This window comes from Mycetocola sp. Y444, assembly GCF_059445295.1.
Window position 1 is genome coordinate 663,817 of record NZ_JCAIUB010000003.1, and the last position, 25,954, is coordinate 689,770.

The 25,954-nt window shown below is 65.6% G+C and carries 22 protein-coding genes; 7 read left to right on the top strand and 15 right to left on the bottom strand.

The features are described from left to right. Window positions 1-239: 239 nt before the first annotated feature. On the top strand, window positions 240-1,727 hold the full coding sequence (locus AC1C2M_RS14665) for an amino acid permease (RefSeq protein WP_495437563.1): 1,488 nt from the start codon (window positions 240-242) through the stop codon (window positions 1,725-1,727). A 51-nt stretch (window positions 1,728-1,778) separates the two neighbouring features. Here the strand turns inward: AC1C2M_RS14665 and AC1C2M_RS14670 are convergent, their stop codons facing one another. Then, window positions 1,779-2,369 carry a nitroreductase family protein gene (locus AC1C2M_RS14670; protein ID WP_495437315.1) on the bottom strand — a complete coding sequence of 197 codons (591 nt, stop codon included), beginning with the start codon at window positions 2,367-2,369 and terminating at the stop codon, window positions 1,779-1,781. Between the two features lie 210 nt (window positions 2,370-2,579). On the opposite strand from AC1C2M_RS14670, the gene AC1C2M_RS14675 reads away from it, so the two are divergent. From AC1C2M_RS14675 to AC1C2M_RS14685, 3 genes are read left to right on the top strand one after another with little or no spacing between them, the layout of a single operon-like run. After that, the gene (locus AC1C2M_RS14675; RefSeq protein WP_495433741.1) at window positions 2,580-2,939 is read left to right on the top strand and encodes a GntR family transcriptional regulator; all 360 of its coding nucleotides are present in this window, start codon (window positions 2,580-2,582) and stop codon (window positions 2,937-2,939) included. Then, the gene (locus AC1C2M_RS14680) at window positions 2,936-3,841 is read left to right on the top strand and encodes an ABC transporter ATP-binding protein (RefSeq protein WP_495437316.1); all 906 of its coding nucleotides are present in this window, start codon (window positions 2,936-2,938) and stop codon (window positions 3,839-3,841) included. Before AC1C2M_RS14675 ends, AC1C2M_RS14680 begins: the two co-directional genes overlap by 4 nt. Next, the gene (locus AC1C2M_RS14685; protein ID WP_495437318.1) at window positions 3,838-4,548 is read left to right on the top strand and encodes a hypothetical protein; all 711 of its coding nucleotides are present in this window, start codon (window positions 3,838-3,840) and stop codon (window positions 4,546-4,548) included. Before AC1C2M_RS14680 ends, AC1C2M_RS14685 begins: the two co-directional genes overlap by 4 nt. Before the next feature lie 100 nt (window positions 4,549-4,648). Here the strand turns inward: AC1C2M_RS14685 and AC1C2M_RS14690 are convergent, their stop codons facing one another. From AC1C2M_RS14690 to acs, 3 genes are all read right to left on the bottom strand, one after another. Next, window positions 4,649-5,671 (bottom strand): LLM class F420-dependent oxidoreductase, encoded by a 1,023-nt coding sequence (locus AC1C2M_RS14690; RefSeq protein WP_495437320.1) that lies wholly within the window; start codon window positions 5,669-5,671, stop codon window positions 4,649-4,651. A gap of 93 nt (window positions 5,672-5,764) precedes the next feature. Continuing rightward, window positions 5,765-7,702: an RICIN domain-containing protein gene (locus tag AC1C2M_RS14695; protein WP_495437321.1), complete on the bottom strand. Its 1,938-nt coding sequence runs from the start codon at window positions 7,700-7,702 to the stop codon at window positions 5,765-5,767. Between the two features lie 170 nt (window positions 7,703-7,872). After that, window positions 7,873-9,927, bottom strand: coding sequence for an acetate--CoA ligase (acs, locus tag AC1C2M_RS14700; RefSeq protein ID WP_495437323.1), 2,055 nt, complete (start codon window positions 9,925-9,927; stop codon window positions 7,873-7,875). 90 nt (window positions 9,928-10,017) lie between these two features. Here acs and AC1C2M_RS14705 point away from each other — a divergent pair, with 90 nt between their 5' ends. Beyond that, entirely contained in the window at window positions 10,018-10,398 is a 381-nt protein-coding gene (locus tag AC1C2M_RS14705; protein ID WP_495437325.1) for a cupin domain-containing protein, read from the top strand. Window positions 10,399-10,521: 123 nt separating this feature from the next. Beyond that, complete coding sequence (locus AC1C2M_RS14710) at window positions 10,522-11,505, top strand: NAD-dependent epimerase/dehydratase family protein (protein ID WP_495437326.1); 984 nt, start codon at window positions 10,522-10,524, stop codon at window positions 11,503-11,505. Between the two features lie 58 nt (window positions 11,506-11,563). Here the strand turns inward: AC1C2M_RS14710 and AC1C2M_RS14715 are convergent, their stop codons facing one another. From AC1C2M_RS14715 to AC1C2M_RS14730, 4 genes are all read right to left on the bottom strand, one after another. Next, on the bottom strand, window positions 11,564-13,021 hold the full coding sequence (locus tag AC1C2M_RS14715) for an amino acid permease (protein WP_495437327.1): 1,458 nt from the start codon (window positions 13,019-13,021) through the stop codon (window positions 11,564-11,566). 137 nt (window positions 13,022-13,158) lie between these two features. After that, window positions 13,159-14,247 carry a threonine aldolase family protein gene (locus AC1C2M_RS14720; protein ID WP_495437329.1) on the bottom strand — a complete coding sequence of 363 codons (1,089 nt, stop codon included), beginning with the start codon at window positions 14,245-14,247 and terminating at the stop codon, window positions 13,159-13,161. Between the two features lie 126 nt (window positions 14,248-14,373). Then, on the bottom strand, window positions 14,374-15,501 hold the full coding sequence (locus AC1C2M_RS14725; protein WP_495437330.1) for an ABC transporter permease: 1,128 nt from the start codon (window positions 15,499-15,501) through the stop codon (window positions 14,374-14,376). Then, the gene (locus AC1C2M_RS14730) at window positions 15,498-16,382 is read right to left on the bottom strand and encodes an ABC transporter ATP-binding protein (RefSeq protein WP_495437332.1); all 885 of its coding nucleotides are present in this window, start codon (window positions 16,380-16,382) and stop codon (window positions 15,498-15,500) included. The genes AC1C2M_RS14725 and AC1C2M_RS14730 overlap by 4 nt, the downstream gene beginning before the upstream one ends. A 120-nt stretch (window positions 16,383-16,502) precedes the next feature. Between AC1C2M_RS14730 and AC1C2M_RS14735 the strand changes: the two genes are divergently transcribed. After that, on the top strand, window positions 16,503-17,711 hold the full coding sequence (locus AC1C2M_RS14735; RefSeq protein WP_495437334.1) for an MFS transporter: 1,209 nt from the start codon (window positions 16,503-16,505) through the stop codon (window positions 17,709-17,711). A 294-nt stretch (window positions 17,712-18,005) separates the two neighbouring features. Here the strand turns inward: AC1C2M_RS14735 and AC1C2M_RS14740 are convergent, their stop codons facing one another. From AC1C2M_RS14740 to AC1C2M_RS14770, 7 genes are all read right to left on the bottom strand, one after another. Then, window positions 18,006-18,686, bottom strand: coding sequence for a response regulator (locus AC1C2M_RS14740; RefSeq protein WP_495437335.1), 681 nt, complete (start codon window positions 18,684-18,686; stop codon window positions 18,006-18,008). Then, window positions 18,683-20,128, bottom strand: a complete 1,446-nt coding sequence (locus AC1C2M_RS14745; RefSeq protein WP_495437565.1) for a sensor histidine kinase — start codon at window positions 20,126-20,128, stop codon at window positions 18,683-18,685. The genes AC1C2M_RS14740 and AC1C2M_RS14745 overlap by 4 nt, the downstream gene beginning before the upstream one ends. 107 nt (window positions 20,129-20,235) lie before the next feature. Then, window positions 20,236-20,976, bottom strand: coding sequence for an SDR family NAD(P)-dependent oxidoreductase (locus AC1C2M_RS14750; protein ID WP_495437337.1), 741 nt, complete (start codon window positions 20,974-20,976; stop codon window positions 20,236-20,238). After that, entirely contained in the window at window positions 20,969-22,381 is a 1,413-nt protein-coding gene (locus tag AC1C2M_RS14755) for a DUF6421 family protein (RefSeq protein ID WP_495437339.1), read from the bottom strand. Before AC1C2M_RS14755 ends, AC1C2M_RS14750 begins: the two co-directional genes overlap by 8 nt. A 175-nt stretch (window positions 22,382-22,556) precedes the next feature. Continuing rightward, entirely contained in the window at window positions 22,557-23,672 is a 1,116-nt protein-coding gene (locus tag AC1C2M_RS14760) for a Glu/Leu/Phe/Val dehydrogenase family protein (RefSeq protein WP_495437340.1), read from the bottom strand. 176 nt (window positions 23,673-23,848) lie between these two features. After that, window positions 23,849-24,772 carry an ABC transporter permease gene (locus AC1C2M_RS14765; protein ID WP_495437342.1) on the bottom strand — a complete coding sequence of 308 codons (924 nt, stop codon included), beginning with the start codon at window positions 24,770-24,772 and terminating at the stop codon, window positions 23,849-23,851. 71 nt (window positions 24,773-24,843) lie between these two features. Next, window positions 24,844-25,890 carry an aliphatic sulfonate ABC transporter substrate-binding protein gene (locus tag AC1C2M_RS14770; protein ID WP_495437344.1) on the bottom strand — a complete coding sequence of 349 codons (1,047 nt, stop codon included), beginning with the start codon at window positions 25,888-25,890 and terminating at the stop codon, window positions 24,844-24,846. Window positions 25,891-25,954 lie beyond the last annotated feature (64 nt).

Here is a 25,954-nt window from a genome sequence, read left to right on the forward strand (position 1 = left end):
AACAAGTATTGCGCAATAGTTCTTGTGCTTTTTATCCCCGTGTCGGGCTGGGTGGTTCGAGGCGGCACAATTCCTCTCGTTCGTCCCTTGTGCCCGACCCACTGGGCAGGTCTAGGCTCAGAGTCTTTTATTGGGACGGCGAGGGGAGCACGGTCATGCAGCACGAACACCACTACGAGCCGCCGGACCACGACCCGGCGCCCGATCTCGAGAACCCGCGGGAGCGTCTCGGCGACGAGATGATGGCGGTGCAGGACTTCTCCGGCGAACAGGAGGGGTACCACAAGACACTCAAGCCTCGTCAGTTGCAGATGATTGCCATCGGTGGCGCCATCGGAACCGGTCTGTTCCTCGGGGCAGGCGGCCGACTGGCATCCGCTGGCCCCTCTCTCGTCTTCGTGTACGCGATCTGCGGTTTCTTTGCGTTCCTGATCCTGCGTGCCCTCGGTGAACTCGTTCTGCACCGACCGTCGTCCGGCTCGTTCGTGTCGTACGCGCGGGAGTTCCTCGGTGAGAAGGCGGCGTTCGTCGCCGGGTGGATGTACTTCCTCAACTGGGCCATGACCGCCATCGTCGATGTCACCGCAGTGGCTATTTACGTCAAGTTCTGGTCGGCGTTCACCGACGTGCCGCAGTGGATCCTCGCGTTGATCGCCCTCACCGTGGTGCTGTCCCTCAACCTGGTTTCGGTTAAGGTCTTCGGCGAAATGGAGTTCTGGTTTGCCATCATCAAGGTGGTGGCGCTCGTCGCCTTCCTGCTGATCGGCGCAGCCTTCCTGGCCTTCCGCTTGCCGACGGATGTGGGAACACCCGGGTTGTCACTGCTCGCTGACAATGGCGGGTTCCTGCCGAACGGGCTCCTGCCCGCCGTGCTCGTTGTGCAGGGGGTCGTGTTCGCCTATGCCGCCATTGAGCTCGTCGGCACAGCGGCGGGGGAGACCACTGATCCCAAACGGATCATGCCCAAGGCGGTGAACACGGTCATCATCCGGATTGCCGTCTTCTACGTCGGCAGTGTCCTGCTGCTCTCGCTGTTGCTTCCGTACACCGAATACAGCAAGGATGAGAGCCCCTTCGTCACGTTCTTCTCCAGCATCGGCAGCCCGGCCGTTGCGGCGACCGCTGGCAACATCATGAACTTCGTCGTGCTGACGGCCGCGCTCTCCAGCCTCAACGCCGGGCTGTACTCCACCGGCCGGATCCTCCGCTCGATGTCGGTCAACGGCGCAGCTCCGCGGTTCACCGGATTGATGAACAAGAGCGGGGTGCCGTATGGAGGCATCCTTCTGACCGGTGTGATCACCCTCCTCGGCGTCGGTCTCAACGCCGTTGTGCCTGACGACGCCTTCGAGATCGTCCTCAATATTTCCGCGCTGGGCATCGTCACCGGCTGGGGAATGATCATCCTGTGTCAGATGCAGCTTCAGCGCTGGGCGAAGCAAGGCAAGATGGAGCGTCCGTCCTTCCGGCTCTTCGGCGCACCGTTCACCGCCTGGCTCACCCTGGCGTTCCTCGTCACGGTGCTCGTGCTCATGGCGCTTGACTACCCGGTGGGCACGTTCACCATCGGATCGCTCGTCATCGTCATCCCCTTGCTCATCCTCGGCTGGTTCGCCGCGCGTCGCGGGATTCTTGAGATAGCGCAGGAGCGCCAGGGATTCACTGGTTCATTCCCCGTGATCCCCGAACGCCCCGGGATCGATAACCGCACCCGCAAGGACGACTGAACACCGGCATCCCCTCCGCCAGGGGATGCCGCTGTCCGGCGCGGCTCTCGCTTACGCGCTGGCGAGGATGAGTTCGTCGAGCGGGCGGCGGCTGCGGGGAGCGATCTCGCGCTCGCGCAGGACCTCGCTCGTCAGTGATTCGGGAGTCCCGAGCACTCCGAGTGCGGTGACGGAGATCGGTTCAAGGTCAGGCGCGATGTCGAACGCGGCACGCAGTCCATCGACCTCGATGCCGCCCATCTGGTGTACGTGGAGACCGTCGTGATGCGCCTGCACCGAGAGGAGAGCAACCGCCTGGCCGAGGTCGTACTGCGCCCAGCGGAGCGGGGTCCCGTCGTCGGTCGTCATCGTCGCGATGTTGACGATGAGTACGGCGGCGGATGAGGCCCACTCGCGGTTGAAGCCCATCAGGTTTTCGACGATCGTGGCGTGTTCGGTCGTGCCGCGGCGGGCAACGATGAAACGCCAGGGCTGCGTGTTTGAAGCGGATGCCGACCAGCGGGCAGCCTCGAGGGCGGCCGTGATCTTCTCGGTGGGAACCTCGATCGTGGGGTCGAAGGAGCGGGGGCTCCAGCGGCCGGCGAGGACTTCGTGGATGGGAGCGCTGGTGATGGCGGCGCGGTCGGATGCTGCGATGGTCATGGGACCCTTCTCTGGTTGAAACGGAAGTCGCCATTGACCTATTCACATGAAAGGAACGGGCAGCGTGGGAAATTCCACCCGACCGTCCTCTCTCACTGTACTGACGGCATCCGTTCGATGGCGGATTGGCATGGATGCCGTCAGAAGGTTGACAACACCGGTCCAGCTCCCTAGGTTAACTAGTGAACTATAGAACCTAAGGTCGTGACAATGTTCACTGGGGAAGCCCCGATCTACCAGCAGCTCGCTGATCGCGTTGCCGAAGACATCCTGGCCGGAACGTATCCGGAGGAATCCAGCGTGCCCTCAACCAACGAGTACGCGGTTTTCTACCAGATCAGTCCCATCACGGCCGCCAAGGGAGTGAACCTGCTCGTCGAACAGGGAGTGCTCTACAAGAAGCGGGGCGTCGGAATGTTCGTGTCGACGGGGGCGCAGGAGAAACTGCGGGCCAAACGGCGCGCAGAATTCGCGGAACGGCACATCGCTCCGCTCGTGCGCGAAGCCCGTCTGCTTCACATCGACAGAACAGAACTCAACGACTTGATCAACCAGGAGGACAGCAAATGACGAACGCCATCGAGATCGACTCCGTCAGCCGACATTTTGGTCGTGTGCACGCGCTCGACAACGTCAGCTTCGCCGTTCCGGAGCACTCGATCGTCGGGCTTCTCGGCCGCAACGGGGCGGGCAAGACGACAGTGATGTCGATCATGGCCGGACAGGATCGACCAACGTCCGGTCGCGTCCAGGTTGCCGGTCACGACCCGTTCGAGCACGCCGAGACGCTGGCTCAGATCAGTTATGTTCGGGACAACCAGCGCTATCCCGACGACTACCGGCTGCACCACGTGCTGCGCATCGCCCCGGACTTCGCGCCGAACTGGAGCGCGGAAGTCGCCGCCGAACTCGTCGATGGGTTCCGCATTCCGGCAAAGACGCCGATCAAGAAGCTCTCCCGCGGGCAGCTCTCATCGGTGGCGATTGTGCTCGGCCTGGCATCGCGGGCCCCCGTCACCCTCCTCGATGAGCCGTACCTCGGCCTCGACGTCACCGCGCGGGCGTTCTTCCACCGCATCCTGTTGCGGGACTACACGGAGCACCCACGCACTGTCGTCTTCTCCACCCACCTGATCGACGAAAGTGCGTCGCTCTTCGATCGGGTCGTGATCATGGACGCGGGGCGCGTGGTCCTCAACGCCGACAGCGACGAAGCGAGCGAATCAGCGTGGGTGATGAGCGGAACGACCGTCGCGGTCAGCCAGCTCACGACCGCGGCGAATGTCCTGTCGACGAGCGTCGTCGGCGGGCTGATGTCAGCAACCGGCTCCGGCGTTCTCGACAGCGGCACCCGCGCGCTTGCCGAAGACCTGCGGGTACAGATCACGCGCGCGTCCCTTCAGCAACTCGTCGCCGCCTACGGAGCCGACGAAACAGCATCCGACACCATGAACGAGGTACGACGAGCATGAGCACACTGATCCCGACCACGAAGCTGCACCTCAACAAGCGGGAGGTCACCTTCGTCGTTCCGCTCTACATCACGGCGGTGGTCGCTGTGATTTCGGTCCTGATCTCGTTCCTCTTCTGGCGCTCCGGCAGCATCCCGGGCACTCCGGACTGGATCTCGGGCTCACAGTCGAACCCCGGAATTCTCTACGCGCTCGCGGGCTTCCTCGTCTATCTGGGCGTGCAGTCCGTCGCGACGACGTTTCCCTTCGCGCTGACACTGGGTGCCACCCGCCGCGGATTCGCCGGTGGAACAGTGCTCTGGGCTGTTCTGGTTTCTGCCTACCTCGCGGTGGTGTTCGCCGTGCTGACGACGATCGAGATCGCGACGGGCCACTGGTTCTCCGACTTCTACGTCTTCGATATCTACGTGCTTGGTGCGGGTGACCTCGGTCGGCTCCTGCCGATCGTCTTCCTCGGTGCGCTGACGATGCTCACGATCGGCGGGGTCTTCGGCGCGGCCTGGTTGCGATTCGCCGCTCGCGGCCCCCAGCTGATCGGTGTCGGCATCGGTCTCGTGCTTGTCCTCGCGCTGATCGTGCTCATCCCGTCGGCCGCAGACATTCTCACCGCGTTTGAACTGTGGTGGCTCGCCGTTGCGGCCGTGATCGTGATCGCGTTGAGTTCGATTGGCACGTGGCGGCTGCTGCGCACCGCGATCGTTCGGTAGAAGAACACGACAAAGCGGGTGCCGTGGAGGAGTCCACGGCACCCGCTTTGTTCACGTGGGTGACGGCATCCGTTCGTTCACGGATGTTCAGATGCCAGCGTCAGGCGGCGGTCGGCTCGGTCCGCGAGGGCTGAGCCAGCTCTGGCAGAACCTCACGCTCGAACAACTCGATGCCTGAGCGGTCATATGCCGCCTCGGGGAAATAGGTGATCGCGTAGGCGAGTCCCTGGTCCTGCATGGACGAGAGGCGCTCGGCGATCTGCTCCGGAGTACCGACACCGAGCGCCGCGCCGCTGCGGTACTCGGCCATGAAGTCGGCGGCCTTTGCTTCGCCGAGGTATGGCGTAACCCTCGCCTCGATGGCCTTGAGCCGGTCGGCGACTTCAGCTTCGGTATCGGCGATGACGACGTTGTAGTTGGCGCTGCGCACGATGTCGTTGAAGTCGCGGCCGATGCGGTCGCAGTGCCCGCGGAGGATGTCGCTCTTGTGGGCGAAGCCCTCGGGCGAACCGTCGAAGTTCGTGTACTGGGCGTACTGCGCGGCGATGCGGAGGGTGACCTTCTCGCCGCCGCCGGCGATCCAGAACGGGATGCCGTTCTCCTGGATGGGGAGTGGACGCACGATGGCACCGTCGACCTGGTAGTGCTTGCCGTCGAGGGTCGCTGTGCCGGTTTCCCAGGCCTGCTTCATGATCTGGACGCCCTCGTCGAGGCGACCGAGCCGGTCACCCGCGCTCGGGAACCCGTAGCCGTATGCGCGCCACTCGTGCTCGTACCAGCCACCGCCGATGCCCATCTCGACGCGGCCGCCCGAAATGTTGTCGATGGTCGCGGCGACCTTCGCGAGGTACGCGGGGTTGCGGTAGCTCATGCACGTGCACATCTGGCCGAGGCGAACGCGCTTCGTCGTGGCGGCGAACGCGGACATCAGCGTCCATGCTTCGTGGGTTGCCTCTTCACTCGGCACCGGCACCGTGTGGAAGTGGTCGTATACCCAGATCGACTCCCAGTCGCCGGAATCGGCGTGGGCTGCGAGGCCGCTCATCGTGTCCCACTGCGCTGCGGGGTCGATTCCAACTAGGTCGTGGCGCCATCCCTGTGGCACAAATATTCCAAATCTCATGGAGGTCAGCCTATTGGTGAGGTCGCTCCATTATTCAGGGATTGACACAACAAACGTTTTAACTGGTGCGCTGTCGGGCCGTCCCGCTGAGAGCTACACGCAGTACGCGCGCTTGTTATTCCACTGATCAACAGCGAGACGTACCGCGCCCGTCGCAACGATACGTTCTTGCCCGTTGACCAGTTTCTGTTTCAGGACCACGGGCACAGTAGTAGATGGGACCGACGCCTTCTGGTGGACCGTCTCGTTTGACACCCCGAGGGCGTCTGCCCACCTGTTCCCAGTTGGTTCGACCGGTAGACCGTTGATGTAGAGCTGGTAGCTGTTAATGGACGCGTCATCCTTCATGGTGTTGGTCCACGAGTAGTTGAGCCAATAGCCGGGGGCGCTCGGGTCTGGGTAAGAACACCTCAGCGCTTGAGGGGTGGTCACTGAAACGGAGGTGGAGGGAGCTGACATGTTGCTAGCGGCATCTATGGCGCGAACCGAATACGAGTACGTGACGTTCGCTGCGGCGGCGGAGTCCGTAAATGTCCTCTGCGACGGCGAAGTTGTACCGATTTGCACTCCATTGCGGTACACCACGTATCCGCTAACGCCGACATTGTCTGAAGCCGCGGCCCAATTGAGCGTTACCGAAGTATTTGTGGAAGCAGCCGCCGTGAGGTTCGTCGGGGCGGTCGGGGCCTGCACATCCGCGACCGCCATGGCTCGCAAGCTGAAGGTCTGCGCAGGGTCGCTCGCGTTGCACGTGACCTGTTCGAACCCCGCGTTCGTTGCCATGGAACCACCGATGACCCCCAGGCACTTCCCGCTGTTGCGGGCGACGAACTGATATTTATCGGGTCCGACTGCAATGACGCTCCACTGCTGGTTTGTCCCCGAGTTCGGACCGTAGAGGATGATCTTCGCTGCGTCGTTGTTCGACGCCAACTCGACGTCCCAAACGATGGAAGCTGAGTGGCGCGGCACAACGGTGTAGTAACCGGCCGCGTTGGGGCCGGAGAATGACCACTGCTGATTTGTCGCGGCGGGGTTGCTGCAGGTCCACTGCACAAGGGGTGTGAAGTTTGTCGTACCGCGACCTGACGCATCAATACACATCTGGCTCTTCGTGTTGACGAGCTGGAACCATCCGCTGGGCGCGTTGATGGCAAGAGTTCTCACGTTGGCAATGGGTGAGCTGGCCGAGAGATGCCCAGCTCCGTCCCTGGCCTTAACCGTGAAGCTGTAGGAGGTGCCGGCGGTGAGGCCGGTGACGACGAGGGATGTCGCTCCCGTGGTGGTTCCCGCCAGGGAGGAGCCCCGGTACACGTCGTACCCTGTAACGCCAACGTCATCGGCTGACGGGGTCCAGTTCAGCGTGGTGGACGCCGACGTTGTTCCGCTGAACGTCAGGTTGGTGGGTGCTGCCGGTACGGCGTCGACGAACGTCTGGGTGGCCGTCGACGACGCCGTGCTCGTCCAGTTGCTGCGGGAGAGCGTTGTGGAGAAGACAGCTGTCACGGCCGTGTTCGACGGATGGCCGACCGGGGTGTCGAGAGTGCTCTTCACGCAGTAGAACTGCGATCCACCCGGAACCAGAGTTCCTGACAGCGCTGGGAACGATGCCCAGCTGCCCCTGATCGCATTGACCGCGGGAGTGGCGCACCCGGCGGCGGCCGTCGATGGCCACATCGAGACTTTGACACCACTCACGAGTAGTGCAGCACCGGTTGCGGCCGTGATCGTTCGGTAGGTGGCGTCAACGGTCCCGGTGTTCGTGATGATCAGGGCACCGGTCTTTTCCATCACCCCTGCGGAATACTGAACCGTCAGCGGGGACGCGAGAGTGCTGACGGCCTGGATCGATGCGGCCTGCGCCGTCAGCAACTCACCGCTTGTGGTGTCCCGGAGTGACGCGGCGGAGGGCCCGATGCTGCCTACGGTGAAGAGAGTCAGAAGAACTGCAAGAACCGCGGTTGCGATCAGAGGCCGTGAGCGAATTCGTCCGTGCGCGCTCGTGCGTGTCGCAGAGGGTTGGTTGGGCATCGCTCACCGGGTTCAGGGTCGTGTAGTTATTCTCATCCTATGTTCATGGCTGAACGCATCCGTGAAGCTCGGCCAAGCCGACAGCTCGCTGACGGCTGCACATCCATGCTCGGGCTGCAGATACTTCTGTAGCGCGGGCATGGGAATGCAGCGCTCGGCAAACGGAGGGGTCAGAGGGCGAGGACGCGCCCCGCCCGCACGATCTGCTCGATGCGCGCCGGTGCCGTCTCGTCCTGCAGGCTCGTCACATCACCGAGGGGTCGCGAGTCCGAGATATCGCCGAGGAGGCGGCGCATGATCTTGCCCGACCTGGTTTTGGGCAGATCCGGTACGAGGATGACGTCGCGTGGCTTCGCGATCGGCCCGATCTGGGCCGCAACGTGCGCGCGCAGGATGCCCGTGAGTTCGTCCCGCAAACCCAGCCAGTAGGCGGGGTCCTCGGACTCCGCACCCCACGACCGAGCGGCGGGAATAACGTACGCCGCAATGGCCTGACCGGTAAGGGCATCCGTCACCCCGACAACACCGGCCTCGCCGACGGCGGGATGCGCGACGAGTGACGACTCGATCTCGATGGTCGACAGCCGGTGCCCCGACACGTTGATGACGTCGTCGACCCGGCCGAGCACCCAGATGTCGCCGTCGTCGTCCCACTTCGCGCCGTCGCCGGAGAAGAAGTAGCCCTGCTTCCAGAACCGTGCCCAGTACGAGTCGCGGTAGCGCTCGGGGTTGCCCCACACGGTGCGGGCGAGACCGGGCCCTGGGCGGTCGACAACGAGGTAGCCGCCCTCACCGAATGGCACTGCGTTGCCGTCGTCGTCGACCACGAGCGTCGACAGTCCGGGCAGAGCGCGGTTCGCTGAACCGGGCTTGAGGGTCGAGATGCCCGGCATCGGTGCCATCACCGACGCTCCCGTCTCCGACTGCCACCAGGTATCGACGATTGGCGTTTCGCCGCGGCCAAGATGGGTGTGGAACCAGACCCACGCCTCCGGGTTGATCGCCTCGCCGACGGTGCCGAGCAGGCGCAGCGACGTGAGGTCGTATTCGGCAGGCGCCCCGTCGGGGAACCAGGTCATGAGCGTGCGAATAAGCGTCGGCGCCGTGTAGTAGGTGGTCACCCCGTAGCGCTCGATGATCTCGAAGTGCCGCGCGTTGTGCGGGGTGCTCGGCGTGCCCTCGTAGATCACCTGGGTCAGCCCGTTCGACAGCGGTCCGTAGATCTCGTAGGTGTGCGCCGTCACCCAGGCAAGGTCGGCGGTGCACCAGTGCACGTCATCAGCCTTCGCGTCGAAAATCGCCCAGTGGCTCCACGACGCCTGGGTGAGATAGCCGCCCGAGGTGTGCACGAGACCCTTGGGCTTCCCGGTCGTCCCCGACGTGTAGATGATGAACAACGGGGTCTCCGCGTCAAACGCTTCGGGAACATGAACGTCGGATGCCACGTCGACGGTGTCGTGCCACCAGACGTCGCGCCCGGCCGTCCAGGCGATGCCCGGGGTCGCATCGCCGGTGCGGCGCACGACGAGCACGTGCTCGATGCTCTCGACACCGTCCACCGCGGCATCGGCGTTGTCCTTCACGGCGACGGCCGCCCCTCGGCGGTATTGTCCGTCGGTGGTGATCAGCAGTTTCGCCCCGGTGTCTTCAACCCGGAACCTCAGCGCCTCGGCGCTGAACCCGCCGAACACGAGCGAGTGGATCGCGCCGATCCGGGCCACCGCAAGGGTCGCGATGATGGTCTCGGGAATGACCGGAAGGTAGATGACCACCCGGTCGCCCCTGGTGATGCCGAGCGCGGTGAGTGCGTTCGCCGCCTTCGACACCTCACGCTGCAGCTCGGCGTAGCTGATCGCCCGCCGGTCACCCGGCTCACCCTCGAAGAACAGCGCGATCTTGTCGCCATTGCCCGCCGTGACGTGCCGGTCGACACAGTTCACGGCAACGTTGAGCTTCCCGCCAGCGAACCACTCGGCTTTCGGCACGGTCAGTTCGCCGTCCGCGCCCTCGGCCACCGGCTCCCAACTGTGCGTCGTGTGCCACGGCTCCGCCCAGTCGAGCCGGGAAGCGGCATCCGCCCAGAACGCGACAGGGTCGGCATCCGCTCTCTCCCACTCGGCGGCGCCGAAGTTCGCCTGCTCCGTGAACGCCTCTGGCGCCGGGTACCGTCGAGTCTCCGCGAGCAGATTTGAGATCGTGGGGGCGGATGTCTCGGGCGCGGTCATTCTTCGACGTTACGTGCGGCGGGTGTTCGGCTCTCAATCAGAGCGCAACAGGAGGTAACCTTCCCGCCCGCTCCGCCATAGGCTGAGGTTATGGATCTTCTCGAGCCGACCCGTATCCGCGAGCACCTCGATCAGGTTTCACAGTATTGGACGCCGCGCGTCGTCGGTCGCGTCAACGACCAGTACATCAAGGTTGCCAAGCTGCTCGGCGAGCTGGTGTGGCACGCGCACGACGATGAAGACGAAATGTTTCTCGTCGTCTACGGAAATCTGCGCATCGAACTCGAGGGCGGCCGTGAGGTGGCGCTCGCGGCAGGCGAGTTCTTCGTCGTGCCGAAGGGGGTTCAGCACAACCCGGTTGCGGCTGAGGAGGTCGGCATCGTGCTCATTGAGACGGTGACAACCGCACACACCGGTGGCGTCCTGGTCGAGGGAACCGTGGCGATCGAACGGCAGCTCACCGCGGAGTGATCGTCAGGCTTCGCTCCGGCCACGGACTCCGCACGCGCTGGACTTTTACGGGGTGGTTCCGGTGCAGCGCAACCCTTTCGAGAATCTGACCAGTCGGGCACCGACCCTGACAGACTGAGCGACATGTCTGCACAGAGCGTCCTCGTCCTCGGTGGTACCGGAATCATCAGCAGCGCGTCAGTGGCGCTCGCCGCAGAACGCGGCTGGGAAGTGACCGTCGTCAACCGTGGCAGATCGAGCGACCGACCACTCGGCGCGGAGATCGAAACGCTCGAAGCGGACATCCGCGATCCTGAGTCCCTCGCGAGCGCGATCGGCGATCGCAGCTTCGACGTCGTCGCCGACTTCCTCAGCTTCACCCCTGACCATCTGCACCTCGACACGTTCCGCGATCGCACCGGGCAGTACCTGTTCATCAGTTCGGCGTCTGCCTACCAGACGCCGCCATCGCGCATGCCGGTCACGGAATCCACGCCGCTGCGTAATCCGTTCTGGGAATACTCGCGCAACAAGATCGCCTGCGAAGACGTCCTCGTTGCCGAGTACCGGGCATCCGGGTACCCCGTGACGATTGTCCGACCGTCGCACACATACGACCGCACGGCGCTGCCGACCCTCGGCGGCTGGACCGACATCGATCGGATGCGCCGCGGCGCGCCCGTGATCGTGCACGGCGACGGAACCACCCAGTGGACGATCACGCACACCCGCGACTTCGCTGTCGGCTTTGTCGGGCTCTTCGGCCGGGCAGCCGCGATCGGGGACACGTTCCACATCACCGGCGACCAGGCGCCGACCTGGGACGCCATCTACGCCGCGCTCGGCCGGGCTGCCGGTGTCGAACCGGTGCTCGTCCACGTGACAAGCGAAGCCATCGCCGAGGCCTCACCGGAGCTCGGCCCTGGTCTCCTCGGCGACAAGGCCCACTCGATGGTGTTCGACAACAGCAAGCTGAAGGCACTCGTGCCCGACTTCCGGCAGTCGACGTTCTTCGAGGATGGCGCGCGCGAGATCATCGAGTGGTACGACGCGGAGGCCGGCCGCCGCACCATTGATCCCGACTTCGACGCTCTGTCCGATCGGCTCGCTGACCGCTTCGCGTTGTAACGCGGGGGACTCCCGGTTGCCGGGCCGCCGGGCCGCACCCCGGCAATTCACACCCCGCTCAGGTCGCGCTCGGCGCGTCTGCGACCCGATGCCGCGGGCTGTCCGGGTTCATCAGGGAGTGACGGCGGCCGTAGAAGAAGTAGATGGCGAGTCCGATCACGAGCCAGACACCGAACCGCACCCACGTCTCCCAGTGCAGCTGCAGCATCAGAAAGGCGGATGCCAGGACGCCGAAAGCGGGAACAAACGGCATCAGCGGCAGGCGGAACGTGCGCGGGGCATCCGGTCGCTTGTACCGGAACACGATCACCGACGTGCAGACCACAACAAATGCCGCGAGGATACCGATGTTGGTGAGGTCGGCGACCTCCTTGATCGGGAACACCCCGGCGAGGAACGCCGACGAGATCCCGGCGATCCAGGTCACGCGCTGCGGAGTGCCGTTCTTGTCGGTACCGGCGAACCACGCGGGAAGCAGCCCGTCGCGGCTCATCGAGAACCACACGCGTGTGACACCGAGGAGGAAGGTGAGCATCACCGTGAGGATGGAGAGCACGGCGAACACGGCGATGATCGTGGCGATGACCGGCAGGCCGACGCTCGTGAACGCGGACGCGAAGCCCGCTGTCGGCGAGATGTCTTGATAGTTCTGCATCCCGGTGAGCACGAGGGTGGCGGCAACGTAGAGCAGCATGGCGATGATGAGCGAGAGGATGATCGCCTTCGGCATGTGTTTCTTGCCGTCGGTTGATTCTTCGGCGGCGGTGCTCATGGCGTCATACCCGAACACAGCGAAGAACACCGTTGCCGCACCGGCGATAACCGGGCCGAAGCCGCTCGGCATGAACGGGTTGTAGTTGGCCGTGTCGATGAAGAACACGCCGAGCCCGATGATGAACAGGATCAACAGCACCTTGATCGCGACGGCGACGAGTTCGAACCGGCCAAACGCTTTGGTGCCGCGGCTGAGGATCCAGGTCACGAGGAGGCAGACGACGATGGCGGGCAGATTGATAATGCCGCCCCTGCCCTCGTCGAATGTCGAGGTCAGCGCGGTCGGCATTTCGATCCCGATGCCGGAGAGGAACGCCTCGAAATAGCCCGAGATGCCGATGGCAACGACGGCGACGATCGCGATGTACTCGAGGAGCAGGTCCCAGCCGATGAACCAGCCGATGATCTCACCCAGGGCGACGTAACCGTAGGTGTATGCCGACCCCGCACGGGGAATCATCCCGGCGAACTCCGCGTAGGACAGTGCTGCCGCGGCCGAAGCGAGCCCGGCGATGAGGAACGAGATCAGCACGGCGGGGCCTACGCCGGGCGTGCCCTCGCTGCCAGCGGCAACGAGGCCGGCGAGCGAGAAGATGCCGACGCCGATAATGCCGCCGACGCCGATCGCGGTGAGTTGCCACAGCCCGAGGCTTTTCGAGAGGCCACTGCGTTTGTTCTCTTCCTCGATGTCTTCGATCGGCTTGCGCCGCAGAACCGACTGGCTGGGATTTGCTGTTGTCATCGGAGTCCCCTGTCCGTCTCTCCACCTGCCTCTGTCCGGCTCCATCCGGCGGAGAGACCGCAGGTGGTGCCAGCGCCGGACAGAGCGTCAGTATCGCAAGCGGTTCCGGCGCCCGCAAGAACCCTTCCGCCGGAGCATCAGGCGCGTTCTTCTATCCTGACCGCCAGCTCCGCGCGGATGCCGTCGACAAACGCGTCGACATCAGCCTCCGTCGTGTCGAACGCACACATCCACCGGACTTCCTGCTTCGTGGCATCCCAGTCGTAGAAGTGGAATCGCTCGCGAAGCCGGTTGGCGGCATCCGCCGGGAGGACCGCGAAGACGGCGTTCGCCTGGGTCGGCTGGCTGAAGCCGAGGCCGCTAATCGCGCCGGTCGACACGAGCTGGTCGAGTGACCCGCGGAGCCGTGCCGCCATCTGGTTGGCGTGCTGGGCCGAGCGCAGCCACAGGTCGCCCTCGAGCAGGGCGATGAGCTGCGCAGACACGAACCTGAGCTTGGATGCGAGCTGCATGTTCAGCTTCCGGAGGAAGACCAGACCGTCGGATGCCGCCGGGTTGAGAACGACGACGGCCTCCCCGAACAGCAGGCCGTTCTTCGTGCCGCCGAAGGAGAGCACGTCGACACCGGCGTCTGTGGTGAAATCCTTCATCGGTACGCCGAGGGATGCCGCGGCGTTCGCGATCCGCGCACCGTCCATGTGCAGCTTCATGCCGCGCGCGTGCGCGTGGTCGGCGATCGCCCGCACCTCGTCGACCGAGTAGAGCGTTCCGAGTTCCGTCGACTGGGTGATCGACACGACGAGCGGTTGTGCCCTGTGCTCGTCGCCCCAGCCCCACGCCTCGAGATCGATGAGCTCCGGTGTGAGCTTGCCGTCCGGGGATGGCACGGTGAGCAGTTTGATGCCGCCGACGCGTTCGGGCGCCCCGCCCTCGTCGACGTTGATGTGAGCGGTGGATGTCGAGATCACGGCTCCCCAGCGGGGAAGCATCGACTGGAGCGCGGTGACGTTGGCGCCGGTGCCGTTGAAGACGGGAAAGACCTCGACGCCCGCACCGAAGTGCGAGGCGAAGACGTCCTGCAGGTGCGCGGTGTAGACATCCGCCCCGTAGGAGACCTGATGTCCTCCGTTGGCACTCGCGATGGCCTCGAGGACCTCGGGGTGAACACCGGCGTAATTGTCGCTGGCGAAGCCGCGCGAGCTGGGGTCATGCAGAGTTTCGGTCACCGTCTCAGCGTACTGCGACCGTTGTCGGCCATGGCGTTTGCGGGCACGCGCACGATCGCCCCTGTCGACGTGTCATCGAGACAGTCGCAGGGGCGACCGGATGCTGCCGGGTCGGGTGCTGGCGGGTCAGCTCTTGAGGGCGTCCGCCCACTTCACCCGTGCACCCATCTTGAGCAGCGAGTTCTGGTAGATCCGGGATCCGAACCAGATCACGCCGGCCGTCGACACGAGGAGGATCGCCAGCGACAGGAGCGGCTCCCACCACGCGGCGGTACCGAGGAACAACCGCAGGGGCATTCCCACCGGAGCGGAGAACGGCACGTACGACATGACGGCGAGCACCGTCGGGTTGTCGTAGAAGAAGATGACGAGGAAGTACGGGATCATCACGAGCATGGTGACCGGTGTCGTCGTCGAGCCGATGTCCTCCTGGCGGGAGACCATCGACCCCGTCGCGGCGAACAACGACGCCAGCAGCACGAAGCCAATGGCGAAGAACACCACGAACCACACGATCGGGGCGCCGAGTCCGGTGAGGAGGTCGGCTTGGCCCGTGATCGTCAGTCCGATGATCGAGAGCGCCGCGATCACCGCGATCTGCCCGAACGCGAGGATCGAGTTACCGAGCACCTTTCCGGCCATGAGCGCCTGCACCGGGATCGCCGACATCAGGATCTCGACGACCCTGGTCTGCTTCTCTTCGACGACGTTCTGCGCGATGGTCGATCCGAAGGTCATCGCAGACATGAAGAAGACGAGCCCGAAGCCCAGAGCGACCAGATAGACGATGAACGGGTTGGTTTCGCTCTCGTCCAGCAGTTGCACCGGTGGCGACACGCTCAGCTGCGAAAGCAAGCCGCTCGGAACGTCGGTGTTGGCGATCACGGCGATGCCGAGCTGGGTGGATGAATCGGGGACGATCGCCGCCTCGACGGATCCGTCCTTTACCAGCTCCTGTGCCTCCTCGACGCTCGACGCCTCGGTGATGTCGAGGCCGGATGCCCCGGCGACGGCGTCTGACGCGGTGCCGACGACAGCGACGGGGGTGTCGCTCGTGTTCTGGGCGGCGAATCCTCCGATCACGATCGAGGCGAGGACGAGGACGAGGAGCAGCCCCGTCGAAATGAGGAACGCCTTGCTGCGGAGGCGCATGGTGATCTCACGCTCCGCGACGAGCCAGGTGGCCTGTGCCGTGCTCGGTGCGGCTGGGCGGGTGCGCTCAGCGCGGTCCCGGGTGTGCGTTGTTGTCGTCACTTGATGACCTCCTTGAAGATCTCGGCGAGGGTCGGGCGTTGGGGAGCGAACGTTGCGACGTCGCCGCGGCTCACCGCTGTGCGGAGTACATCTTGCGCCGCGGCCTCGCTGTCGGCGTCGAAGAGTGCGAACCCGCCATCGAAGTCGACGACGGTGATCCCCGGAGCCTCACGCAACCAGCCGGCATCCCCACTGGTGATCAGTTCGTACCTGAGCCTCGAGTGTTCGGCCCGAAGCGCCTCACGAGACCCGTGGGCCCGGATCGTGCCGCCGGCGATGATGACGAGGTCGTCGCAGAGTCGTTCGACGATGTCGAGCTGGTGCGAGGAGAACAACACTGGTGCGCCGGACAGGGCCCGGTCCTTGAGCACACCGACAACGACGTCCACCGCCAGGGGGTCGAGGCCGGAGAACGGCTCGTCGAGGATGAGCACCTCGGGGTCGTGCACGAGGGCAGCGGCGATCTGGGCGCGCTGCTGGTTTCCGAGCGAGAGGCTCTCGACGGCGTCGTTGCGGCGTTCGCCGAGGCCGAGGCGCTCGAGCAGGTCGCCCGCGTTACGTCGCGCGGCGTCGGTCGTGAAGCCGTGCAGCCTGGCGAGGTAGACGAGCTGCTCCTCGACCTTCATCTTCGGGTAGAGGCCGCGTTCTTCCGGCATGTACCCGAAACGCCGACGGTCCTCGGGCGTGAGCCGGTGTCCGTCGAGGGTCACTGTGCCGGTGTTGGTGTTCAGCACGCCGAGAATGATGCGCATCGTCGTCGTCTTGCCTGCGCCGTTACCGCCGACGAAGCCGGTCATCCGGCCGGGGGCGACGTCGAAGTTTACGTCGGTGAGCACCTGCCTCGTTCCATACGTCTTGTTGACATCTCGAATCTCGAGCATCGCGAGCCTTCCTCTGAGTGTGGTTCAACGGTACGGGCGCGCGGTGGCGCACGGCATCCGCCTGACGACGAGTCTTTTGTCTCCGTCTCTCGGGGGATGCCGCTGGCATACGCTGGTCAGGTGCCACAACTTCCGCTGCTCGGTCGCCGACGTTCCGACCGTCCGCGGTTGCCGCGCGACGTTCTCGTGCTCGGCGTCGTTGCGTTCTTTGTGATGGTCGGCTTCGGGGTCGTTGTTCCGGTGTTGCCCGTCTATGTGGCGAGTTTCGGTGTCGGCTACGTCGAGGTGGGCGCCGTCGTTTCGGCGTTCGCCCTGATGCGGTTCGTGACGAGCCCGTTCTGCGCCCGGTTCATCGACTGGTGGGGCGAACGTGTCGTGCTCGCGGTGGGTATCGGGATTGTTGCGGTGTCCAGCGGACTCGTCGGCGTTGCATCGAGCTACGTCGAAGTGCTGCTTCTGCGCGGTGCCGGCGGCATCGGTTCCGCCATGTTCACCGTCGCGGCGATGACACTGCTGCTCGGCTCAACGCCGGCGACGCTGCGGGGCCGGGCTGTCGGCTTCTATCAGGGCGGATTTCTCATCGGTGGAATGGCGGGCCCGGCGATCGGCGGCGTGTTAGCCGCAATCTCGCTCACCGCCCCGTTCTTCTTTTACGCAGGCACGCTCGCCGTGGCCGGTCTCGTCGGGGTCATCCTGCTGCGACCGCGGACGAGAGACGTCGGTGGAAATACGCCGGTCGACGTCGTGCCGTTCCGGGTTGTGCTCCGTGACACGCGGTTCCGGGTGGCCGTCGTCGCGAACTTTGCGAACGGCTGGACGTCGCTCGGTGTTCGGAGCGCCCTTGTTCCGGTTTTGGTCGTCGATGTCCTTCTCGGCGAACCGGCGTGGACGGGAATCGCGTTTGCAATTGCCGCCGTTGCACAGACCCTCGCGCTCGCTCCCGCCGGGAAGTTCGTCGACACCGTCGGTCGCAAGCCGGCGATCCTCGGTGCGTATGCCGTAGCCGCTGTCACTGTGCTGGGCATTGCGTTTGCGCCGAACATCGTGGTGCTGACCATTCTGCTCGCGGTCTACGGTGTCGCCGCAGCGTTCATGGGAACGGCGCCCGCCGCTGCACTTGGGGAGGCGACGGCGGGAGCGAAGGGTGGCCGGCCGGTCGCTGTGTTCTCGATGGCGAGCGATCTCGGGGCGATCGTCGGCCCGCTCGTCGCGGGCTGGCTCGTCGATACCGGGTCGTTCCCGCTGGCGTTCGGCGTCGCGGCGGTGTTCCTCCTGGCTACGTCGGCCTACGCCGCGCGCATGCCGAGGGAGCCGCGCGCGGCGGCGTGAGTCTGGCCTCGCGGTGAGCGGCGGCGTGAGTGCGGCTTCGGGAGGAGGAACTTGGGTCCCGGGCCGGATAGGGCCGCGGACCCGGTGTTTTTCCTCCCGAAACGCGCCTGCTCGGGCGGACGGGTGCCGGATCCCGGCCTGACAGCGGCTCCCGGCGGAGAACCCGGGTCGGCGTGAGAGTGGCTCCCGGGGGAGAGCGCGGGTCGGCCTGAGTGTCGTTTCGGGAGGCGGAACTTGGGGCCCGGGCCGGATAGGGCGGCGGGCCCGGTGTTTTTCCTCCCGAAATAGCCGAGTTCAGGCCCCTGGCACCGCCACCCGGTTCTCGTACGCCCAGACCACGGCCTGGATCCTGTCGCGCAAACCGAGCTTCTGCAGCACCTTCGACACGTGCGACTTCACCGTCGCCTCGCCGACGAAGAGGTCGCGGGCGATCTCGGCGTTCGACAGGCCCTGCGCGACGAGCTGGAGCACCTCCGCTTCGCGATCCGTGAGGCTCTCGAGCGCGGGAGGCGGAGCACCCGTGGTGACGGCATCCGTTTCCCCTGGCGTTCCGAACCGTTCGATGACCCGCCGCGTCACGGCAGGTGAGAGCAGGGCGTCGCCCGCAGCGACCACGCGAACGGCGTCGATGAGCTGCTCGGGAGTCGAGTTCTTGAGGAGGAACCCGCTTGCCCCGGCCGACAGCGCCTCGAACAGGTAGTCGTCACGGTCGAAGGTGGTGAGGATGAGAACAGCGGATGCCAGCGAACCGTCAGCGATGATCTGCCGTGTCGCCTCCAACCCGTCGGTCCCGGGCATCTGCACGTCCATGCACACGACGTCTGGGTTGAGTTCGCGGGCCAGCGCGAGCGCCTCTGCGCCCGTGGCCGCCTCTCCGACGATCTCGAGGTCGGGCTGGGAGCCAAGGATGATGCGGAAGCCGGCCCGCACCATCTCGTGGTCGTCGGCGAGCAGTACCCGGGTTGCCGTCGTCATCGTGCCGTCTCCTGTGCGATGTGCTGTGCGTTGCCCTGTGGGCTCTCTGGCGTAACCTCTGCGTCCTGCTGCCCGGCGGACACGGGTGTGCCGTCCCTGCTGTCCGCGGCGGCACCGGAGGCTGCGCCGGCTGGAACACCGGGTCGCTCACCCGGCCCGCCACCGGGAATCGGCACTCGCGCGCGCACGAGGTACCCGCCGCGAGAGCGCGCGCCGGTCTCGAGCGTGCCCCCGATCGCGTCGATGCGCTCGCGCATGCCGATCAGCCCGAGACCTCCCGGCTGCGGACGCGACGGCACATTGCCGGTGTTCGTGACCTCGAGCTCGACGGTGCCAGGGAGATAGCGCACTCGAACGTCGGCCGTCGCTGTCGGACCCGCGTGTTTCCGCGCGTTGGTGAGCGCCTCCTGAGCGATGCGGTAGAGGCTGAACTGAACAAGGCCCGGCACGTTCCGGTGCTTCCCGATGACGTCGAGGGTCGTGGGCAACCCGGATGCCGTTGAATCTGCGACGAGCGCGGACAGCGACTCAAGACCGAGTGTCGATGCACTCGTCGACGCCCGGCTGTCCCCGGGCTCCGATTCCCTCAGCGTGTGCAGCAGCTTGTGCAATTCATCGATCGCCGTACGGGCACCGAGTTCCACGTTCGCCAGGGCGTCCCGGGCCATGGCGGGATCCGAGTCGAGCACCGTGCGGGCGGCACCGGCCTGCACTCCCATCACCGACACGTGATGGGCGACAACATCGTGCAGCTCCCTCGCGATGCGCACGCGTTCGAGCGCGACGGCCTGCTGTTCGGTGCGCTCCCGCTCACGCTCCAGTTCTGCCGTGCGGTACTCGAGCAGCGCCTTCTGTTTCGCCGACGCGTACGAACGGTCGCCGAAGTAATAGGCCCCACCGAAGTAGAGCAGGTTCGTGAGGATCTGGATCATCAGGTACGCGACCAGCGGGGAGAACGCCCCCGCCCGCGAAAATCCATCGAGGGCATCCGGATCCGTTGTCGTTCTCAGCATGGCGATCACCAGCCAGCCCAGCATCGCCGCGATGATGACCGCGCGCACGACCAGCGCCGTTCGGCGGTTGTCGACCCACGCGCCAACGGCATAGAGCGCCATGAACAGCGTGATGTTGCACATGAGCAGCTCGGGGACCTGCAGCTCTCCACCGCCGATGAACGCGCCAGACACGACGATCGCGACCGTGTTCGGGAACCATCGGCGGAACGCGAGCGACAGCGTGATGAGCACGGCCCAGATCAGGCACATCCACATCGGAGCTGGTTCGTCGTAGAGCCCGGCAACGCGATAGAGCATGAGACTGAAGAGAGTGCCGACGAAGAGTACGGCGGCGAGCACTGCGTCGGTGCGCAACTGGCTGCGTGTCACCGCCGGGCGGCGCCACGACGGATCGTTGGGGTCGACGAGAGCAACTTGAGCGGGCATCACAGTCTCACGCTAGCGATCCGGCGAGGTTCCGGCATCCGTCCCGCGACGGAGAGTATCCGTCCTGCGACGGAGACAACAGCCACTCTCCGTGCCCAGCGGACGATTTATTCAACGGATGCCGACGCCTGGAGCGAAACCCGCGACAGTGGCGGCCGCTCGGCGTCCCAGAGCCCCGTGATCGCCGTCGCGAGTGAGGCTTCGAGTCCGTTGAGTGCCTGAACGACGAAGATCGTGGCGGATGCCGTCGGCGCGGATTTCTCGAACCCGTTTGCCACCGCGCGCACCCACGTTTCTGCCGCAGCCTTCGCGGCAGCGTAGTTGGCACCCCCCGGCATCGGGTGGTCGAGCGTCGTACTCGAGACGATCGCAAGTCGGCCCGCGTCGGATGTGCGCAGGTCGTCGACGAACACCCGGGTGGTGTTGCGGAGGGTCGTGACGATGCGGGAGTGCAGGAAGTCCCAGTCCTCATCGCTCTGTCCGGAGAGTCCGCCGCCACCCCGCCAGCCGCCGACGAGGTGGATGAGCCCGTCGATCGGCCCGGTCAGGGAAGGGTCGTTGTGGATGCGTTCGCCCAACCGTGCCACCTCATCGAAGCGGGTGAGGTCGGCGACGTGGCCGACGGCATCCGGAACCTGGTCGATGAGGCTGTCGAGCCGGCCCTGGTTCGAGCCGACGGCGATCACCCGCGCGCCCGCGGCCGCGAGGTCGCGGCAGACGGCGACGCCCGCCGCGCTGGTCGCACCGGCAACGAGAACCCGGCGGCCAGAGACAGTGCGACCGGCGACACCACGTCCGGCCGCCCCGGCGCCCGCCGCCCCGGCGCCCGCCGCTCCCCGCTCAGCCACGACCCGTGATCCCCGCCGTGGACCCGATCACGTCGCCCATCTTCTTCGAGAGCGCCTCATAGAACATGCTGAGCGGGAACTCGTCGTCTCTCACCAGGTCGGTGTAGCCCTTCGGTAGCCCTGTGAGCACGTCGTCGGGAAGTCCACGAGCCCACGCGGATGCCGGGTGTGGTTCGACGGTGCTCGAGACGAGTTCGTATGCGGCGAGCCAGTGGGCAACCTTGGGCCGGTCGATCGAGCGCCAGTAGAGTTCGTCGATCGCGGTGCCGAGCGCGACGACGACGTCGGGCACCTCGGGCCAGTCGATGGTGAGCGCGGTGTCGGTCCAGTGCAGCACGTGGTGCTGGTGCAGCCACGCGAAGAGCAGCTGGCCGCCGAGCCCGTCGTAATTGCGCACCCGGCTGCCGGTGAGCGCGAACCGGAAGATCCGGTCGAAGATCACCGCGTACTGCACAAGCTTCGCGTGGGCGAGGATCTCGGTCTCCGCCTCGGTGAGCTCCGCCGGGCTCTGCGCCGACAGGGTGCGCTCGAGCTTCACCGATTCGCGGAAAGCCGTGAGATCGCAGCGCAGTTCCTCGAGCGAATACAGGAAGAACGGCATCCGCTGCTTGATCATGAACGGGTCGAACGGCAGGTCACCGCGCATGTGGGTGCGGTCGTGGATGAGATCCCACATCACGAAGGTCTCTTCGGTGAGCTCCTGGCTTTCGAGCAGTGCCTGTGCGTCCGCGGGCAGTTCGAGCCTGGTGATTTCGGCGGCGGCCTTCACCACGCGGCGAAAGCGCGCGGCCTCCCGGTCGGCGAAGATCGCGCCCCAGGTGAACGTCGGGATCGCGCGCATCGCAACGGTCTCGGGAAACAGGACGGCTGAGTTGGTGTCGTAGCCCGGCGTGAAATCGAGAAACCGAATCGGCACGAACAGGCTGTTGGAGTAGTCGCCCGCTTCGAGTTCTGCGACGAACTCCGGCCAGACCACCTCGACGAGCACGGCCTCGATCAGCCGGTCGGCCGACCCGTTCTGCGTGTACATCGGGAACAGCACGAGGTGCCTGCGCCCATCGGCGCGGTGCTGCTGCGGCTGGAACGCCATCAGGGAATCGTAGAAGTCCGGCACACCGAAGTCCGCTGCCGCCCAGCGCTCGAGGTCGACGGTGACCGCGTCGAGGTACTCGGCATCCCAGGGGAACAGCGGCGCCAGCTCACGAACCGCGCCGACGATCGTCGTGACGAATTCGCGGGCAGGGGCGTGGGCATCCGGTTCGGGAATGGATCCGTCTTTTATTTGAAGGGGGCGGATGCCGATGGCCGCGTTCTTGAGGCGGAGCCAGGCCGGGGAGGTGGCGAGGTTGCGGTCTTCAACGACCTCGGGCTCGCCAACGATCACGTGTGCGTGAAATTCAGACATAACAACCCTCCCGGCGTCGTTGCAAACGGTGTGCATCGAGCGTATCCGGGGGACCGTGAGCGTTTCTTTGACTATCGCGAGGTTTGGCTGCGCAGACGGGGATGGGCGCGCAGCTTAACTGCGCGAGCCGGTCCGGCGCCGGGTGTCCGGCCGGCGCTGGGGTCCGGCTGCGGAACTACACCGACTGCAGGAGCTGCCCCTCCGCTGTCCACGGCACGGCGGCATCGAGCCGGTCTGCCGCGAGCTTCTCCGCTGCCGCCAGCGTCGTTACCGACCGCGCGGCGGCATCCCGGTACACCGCCGAAAGGGTGCCGCCGATGCCGTCGACGCGGGTGAGGATGTCGGTCAGATCCGCGCCGGGCCGTGAGGCCATGTCGAGGTAGATCACGCCACCCGCGTTGACGATGAAGTCGGGTGCCCAGAGGATGCCGCGGTCGGCGAGTTGTTCCGCACCGCCCTGGTCGGCGAGCTGGTTGTTCGCCGCGCCGACGACGGCCGCGCAGCGCAGTTCGGAGATGACCTTCGCCGTCAGCGCGCCGCCGACTCCGCACGGCACGAACACGTCGGTTTCGAAGAGGTGCTCGTCGCCCGGGTCGATCCAGCTGGCATGAATCTCCTCGGCGAACGCGCGCCGTTCCGGGTTCACGTCCGTGACGATGAGCGACATGCCTTCGTCGCTCAATCGGCGGGCGAGTCGCGAGCCCACCTGGCCGAGTCCCGAGATCGTCGCGTGCCTGCCCGCGAGCAGCGGGCTGCCCGTCACCGTCTCGAGGGTGGCAACGATGCTCGCGTACACGCCCTGCGCCGTGGCGTCGCTGGGCTCACCCACCCCGCCGCGGTCGGCGGGCAGTCCCGAGACATGGCTGGTGCGCTCGGCGACGATCGCCATATCGGCGGCGTTCGTGCCGACATCCTCTGCCGTTTGATAGCGCCCGTCGAGGCTCTCGACCGCATCGCCGAGGTCGAGCATGGCGAGCCGTTTGCGTTCGGGATCGAGACTCTCGCCGTCCGGGACGAACACGACGGATTTGCCGCCGCCGCGATTTAGCCCCGCTGCGGCGTTCTTGAGGGTCATCCCCGCCGAGAGCCGGAGGGAATCCTCGACGGCGTCGCGCCAGGTTGGATAGTGCCACACGCGAGCGCCGCCTAGTGCGGGGCCGAGCCGGGTGGAGTGGACCGCGACGCTGATCGTGAGCCCGGATCGCACTCCGTGGGTGATCAGTACTGTCTCGTGGTCGAGTGCTGCTGCATGCAGGGCGTCGAAGGACGCGTCGGCGTGAAATGACGTCATTGTCGGATCTCCTTGTGGGTGATGCGGTTCGCCCGGGTCAGGGCAACGACTCACAGCGCGGGTAGCGCAGAAAAGTCGTGGTGCATCAATCACACCAGCCCAACTGGCCCGTGACAAGAGCCCACAAAGCTCAGGCAACACCGGCGCGGCACAACGGCGCGCGACAACGAAGAAAGCTAGCTCCAGCGCCTGTTGACCCAGCGTTCGAAGAGCCCAACGAGGGAGTCGGTCACCTTGCCCAGCACAGCGAGCAGAACGATGGCGAGCAGGATGCGGTCGATCCGCCCGTTGTATTGCGAATCGGTCAGCAGGAAGCCGAGGCCCATCGACGACGCGATCAACTCGGCAGCGACGAGGAACAGCCAGGACTGCGCGAGGGCGAGCCGCAGGCCCGAGACCACAGAGGGAAGAACGGCGGGCAGCTGCACCGTGGTGAACAGTCGAACGCCGTTGTAACCGAACGCGCGACCGGCTTCAACGAGCTGCCGGTCGACGTGACGAAGCGCTGCAGAGACGGTCGTGTAGACCGGGAAGAACGCGCCGATCGCGATGAGCGTGATCTTCGACTCCTCGCCGATCTTCAGCCAGAGGATGAGCAGCGGAATCCAGGCGAGCGACGGCACAGCCCTGATTGCGCCGAGGGTCGGCGCAATCAGGATGTCAACGAGCCGCGACAGTCCGACGAATGCCCCGAGGACGAGACCAAGTAGAGCGCCGATGGCGAAGCCGATGAGCACCCGCTGGGTGGAGATTGCGACGTACTGGCCGAGCAGGCCGCGCTGCAACAGGTCAATGCCCGCGAGCCAGACGGACGCGGGCGACGGCAGTTGCGAGGCGCTGACGAGGCCGAGTGACGTCACCAGCTGCCAGATCGCGAGCACCAGAAGCGGCAGCAGCGAGCCACCGACGATCACGAACCAGGTGCGGCGGGTCAGCGGAACCCGCCCGCGAGCAGAGTCTTCACGGCGAGCGGATGCCTCGGTGCGAGCGGCAGCAGCGGGCCTGGCCCGCACCGCAACAGGCTGCCCGGACAGACCCGCAGATGACGCAACGCCGGTACGCACCTCGTCACTGGTGGTGAGCTTGTCGGTGTTGCTCATGAGCGGTCCTGCCTGGGAAGCCTGCGGAAAGGGACGGGAGGGGAACGGATGCCGCACCCCTCCCGGGTGGGCTAGCCGATTGCGTCGGGGTCGGCCTTGGTGATGAATTCGTCGTTGATGATGGTGTCGAGTGCGTCGTCGACCACATCCTGGCTGGGTACGTCACCCGTCTCGACGAAGATGGGGCCGACAATCGAAAGCACGTCGATCTGTGCGTCCCCCGGGACCGGGTCGACGTCGAGGTTCGATCGTTCGGCGATCACCTTCGTGGCAACCGCGATGTCGAGCCCTGCGACCTCCGCGAGGATCTCGGCTGCTTCTTCCTCGTTCTCCGCGGCCCATTCGCGAGCGTGCTCATAGGCGTTGACGACGGCCTGGGCGAGGTCGGGCTTCTCCTCGATGAAGGTCTCCGTGGCGTTGAGGAAGCCGTAGGTGTTGAAGTCGACGTTGCGGTAGATGAGCTTGGCGCCCGCCTCTTCGGCGTTGGCCATGATCGGGTCGAGTCCGCTCCACGCGTCGACCGCGCCGTTCTGCAGCGCGGCCCAGCCGTCGGCATGCTGAAGGTTCTCGATGGTGACGTCCTCGGGGGTGAGCCCGGCGTCCTCGAGGGCCTGGAGCAGGAAGAAGTAGGGGTCGGTGCCCTTGGTCGCGGCGATCTTCTTACCCTTGAGCTCGGCGACATCCGTGATCGTCGAATCGGGCCCGACGACGAGGGCCGCCCACTCGGGCTGGGAGAAGAGGCCGATGACCTGGATCGGTGAACCGTTCGACCGCGCGAGCAGTGCAGCCGAACCTGCGGTCGACCCGACGTCGATCGCGTTGGCCCTGAGCGCCTCGTTGGCCTTGTTTGACCCGGCGGACTGGACCCAGTTGACCGTGACGTCCTGGTCGGCGAGGGCGTCCTCGAGCCAGCCCTTCTCCTTGATGATGAGGGAAAGCGGGTTATAGGTCGCGAAGTCAATGTTGAGGGTTCCGCCCTCTGTCACCGTCGCCGAGTCGCTGCCTTCTTTCGCAGGGGATGCTGCCTGGCCTTCGCCGGCGACGCAGCCGGTCAGGAGCAGCGCTGCGGTGGCAGCACCCGCGACGAGTGTCGCGAGGGAGAAGCGCTTGCGGTTCATGGTGACGTCCTTTGCTGAAAGAGGTGCTTTACGTGCTGTGGGCAGTTGTGGGGGAGAGCGGGGT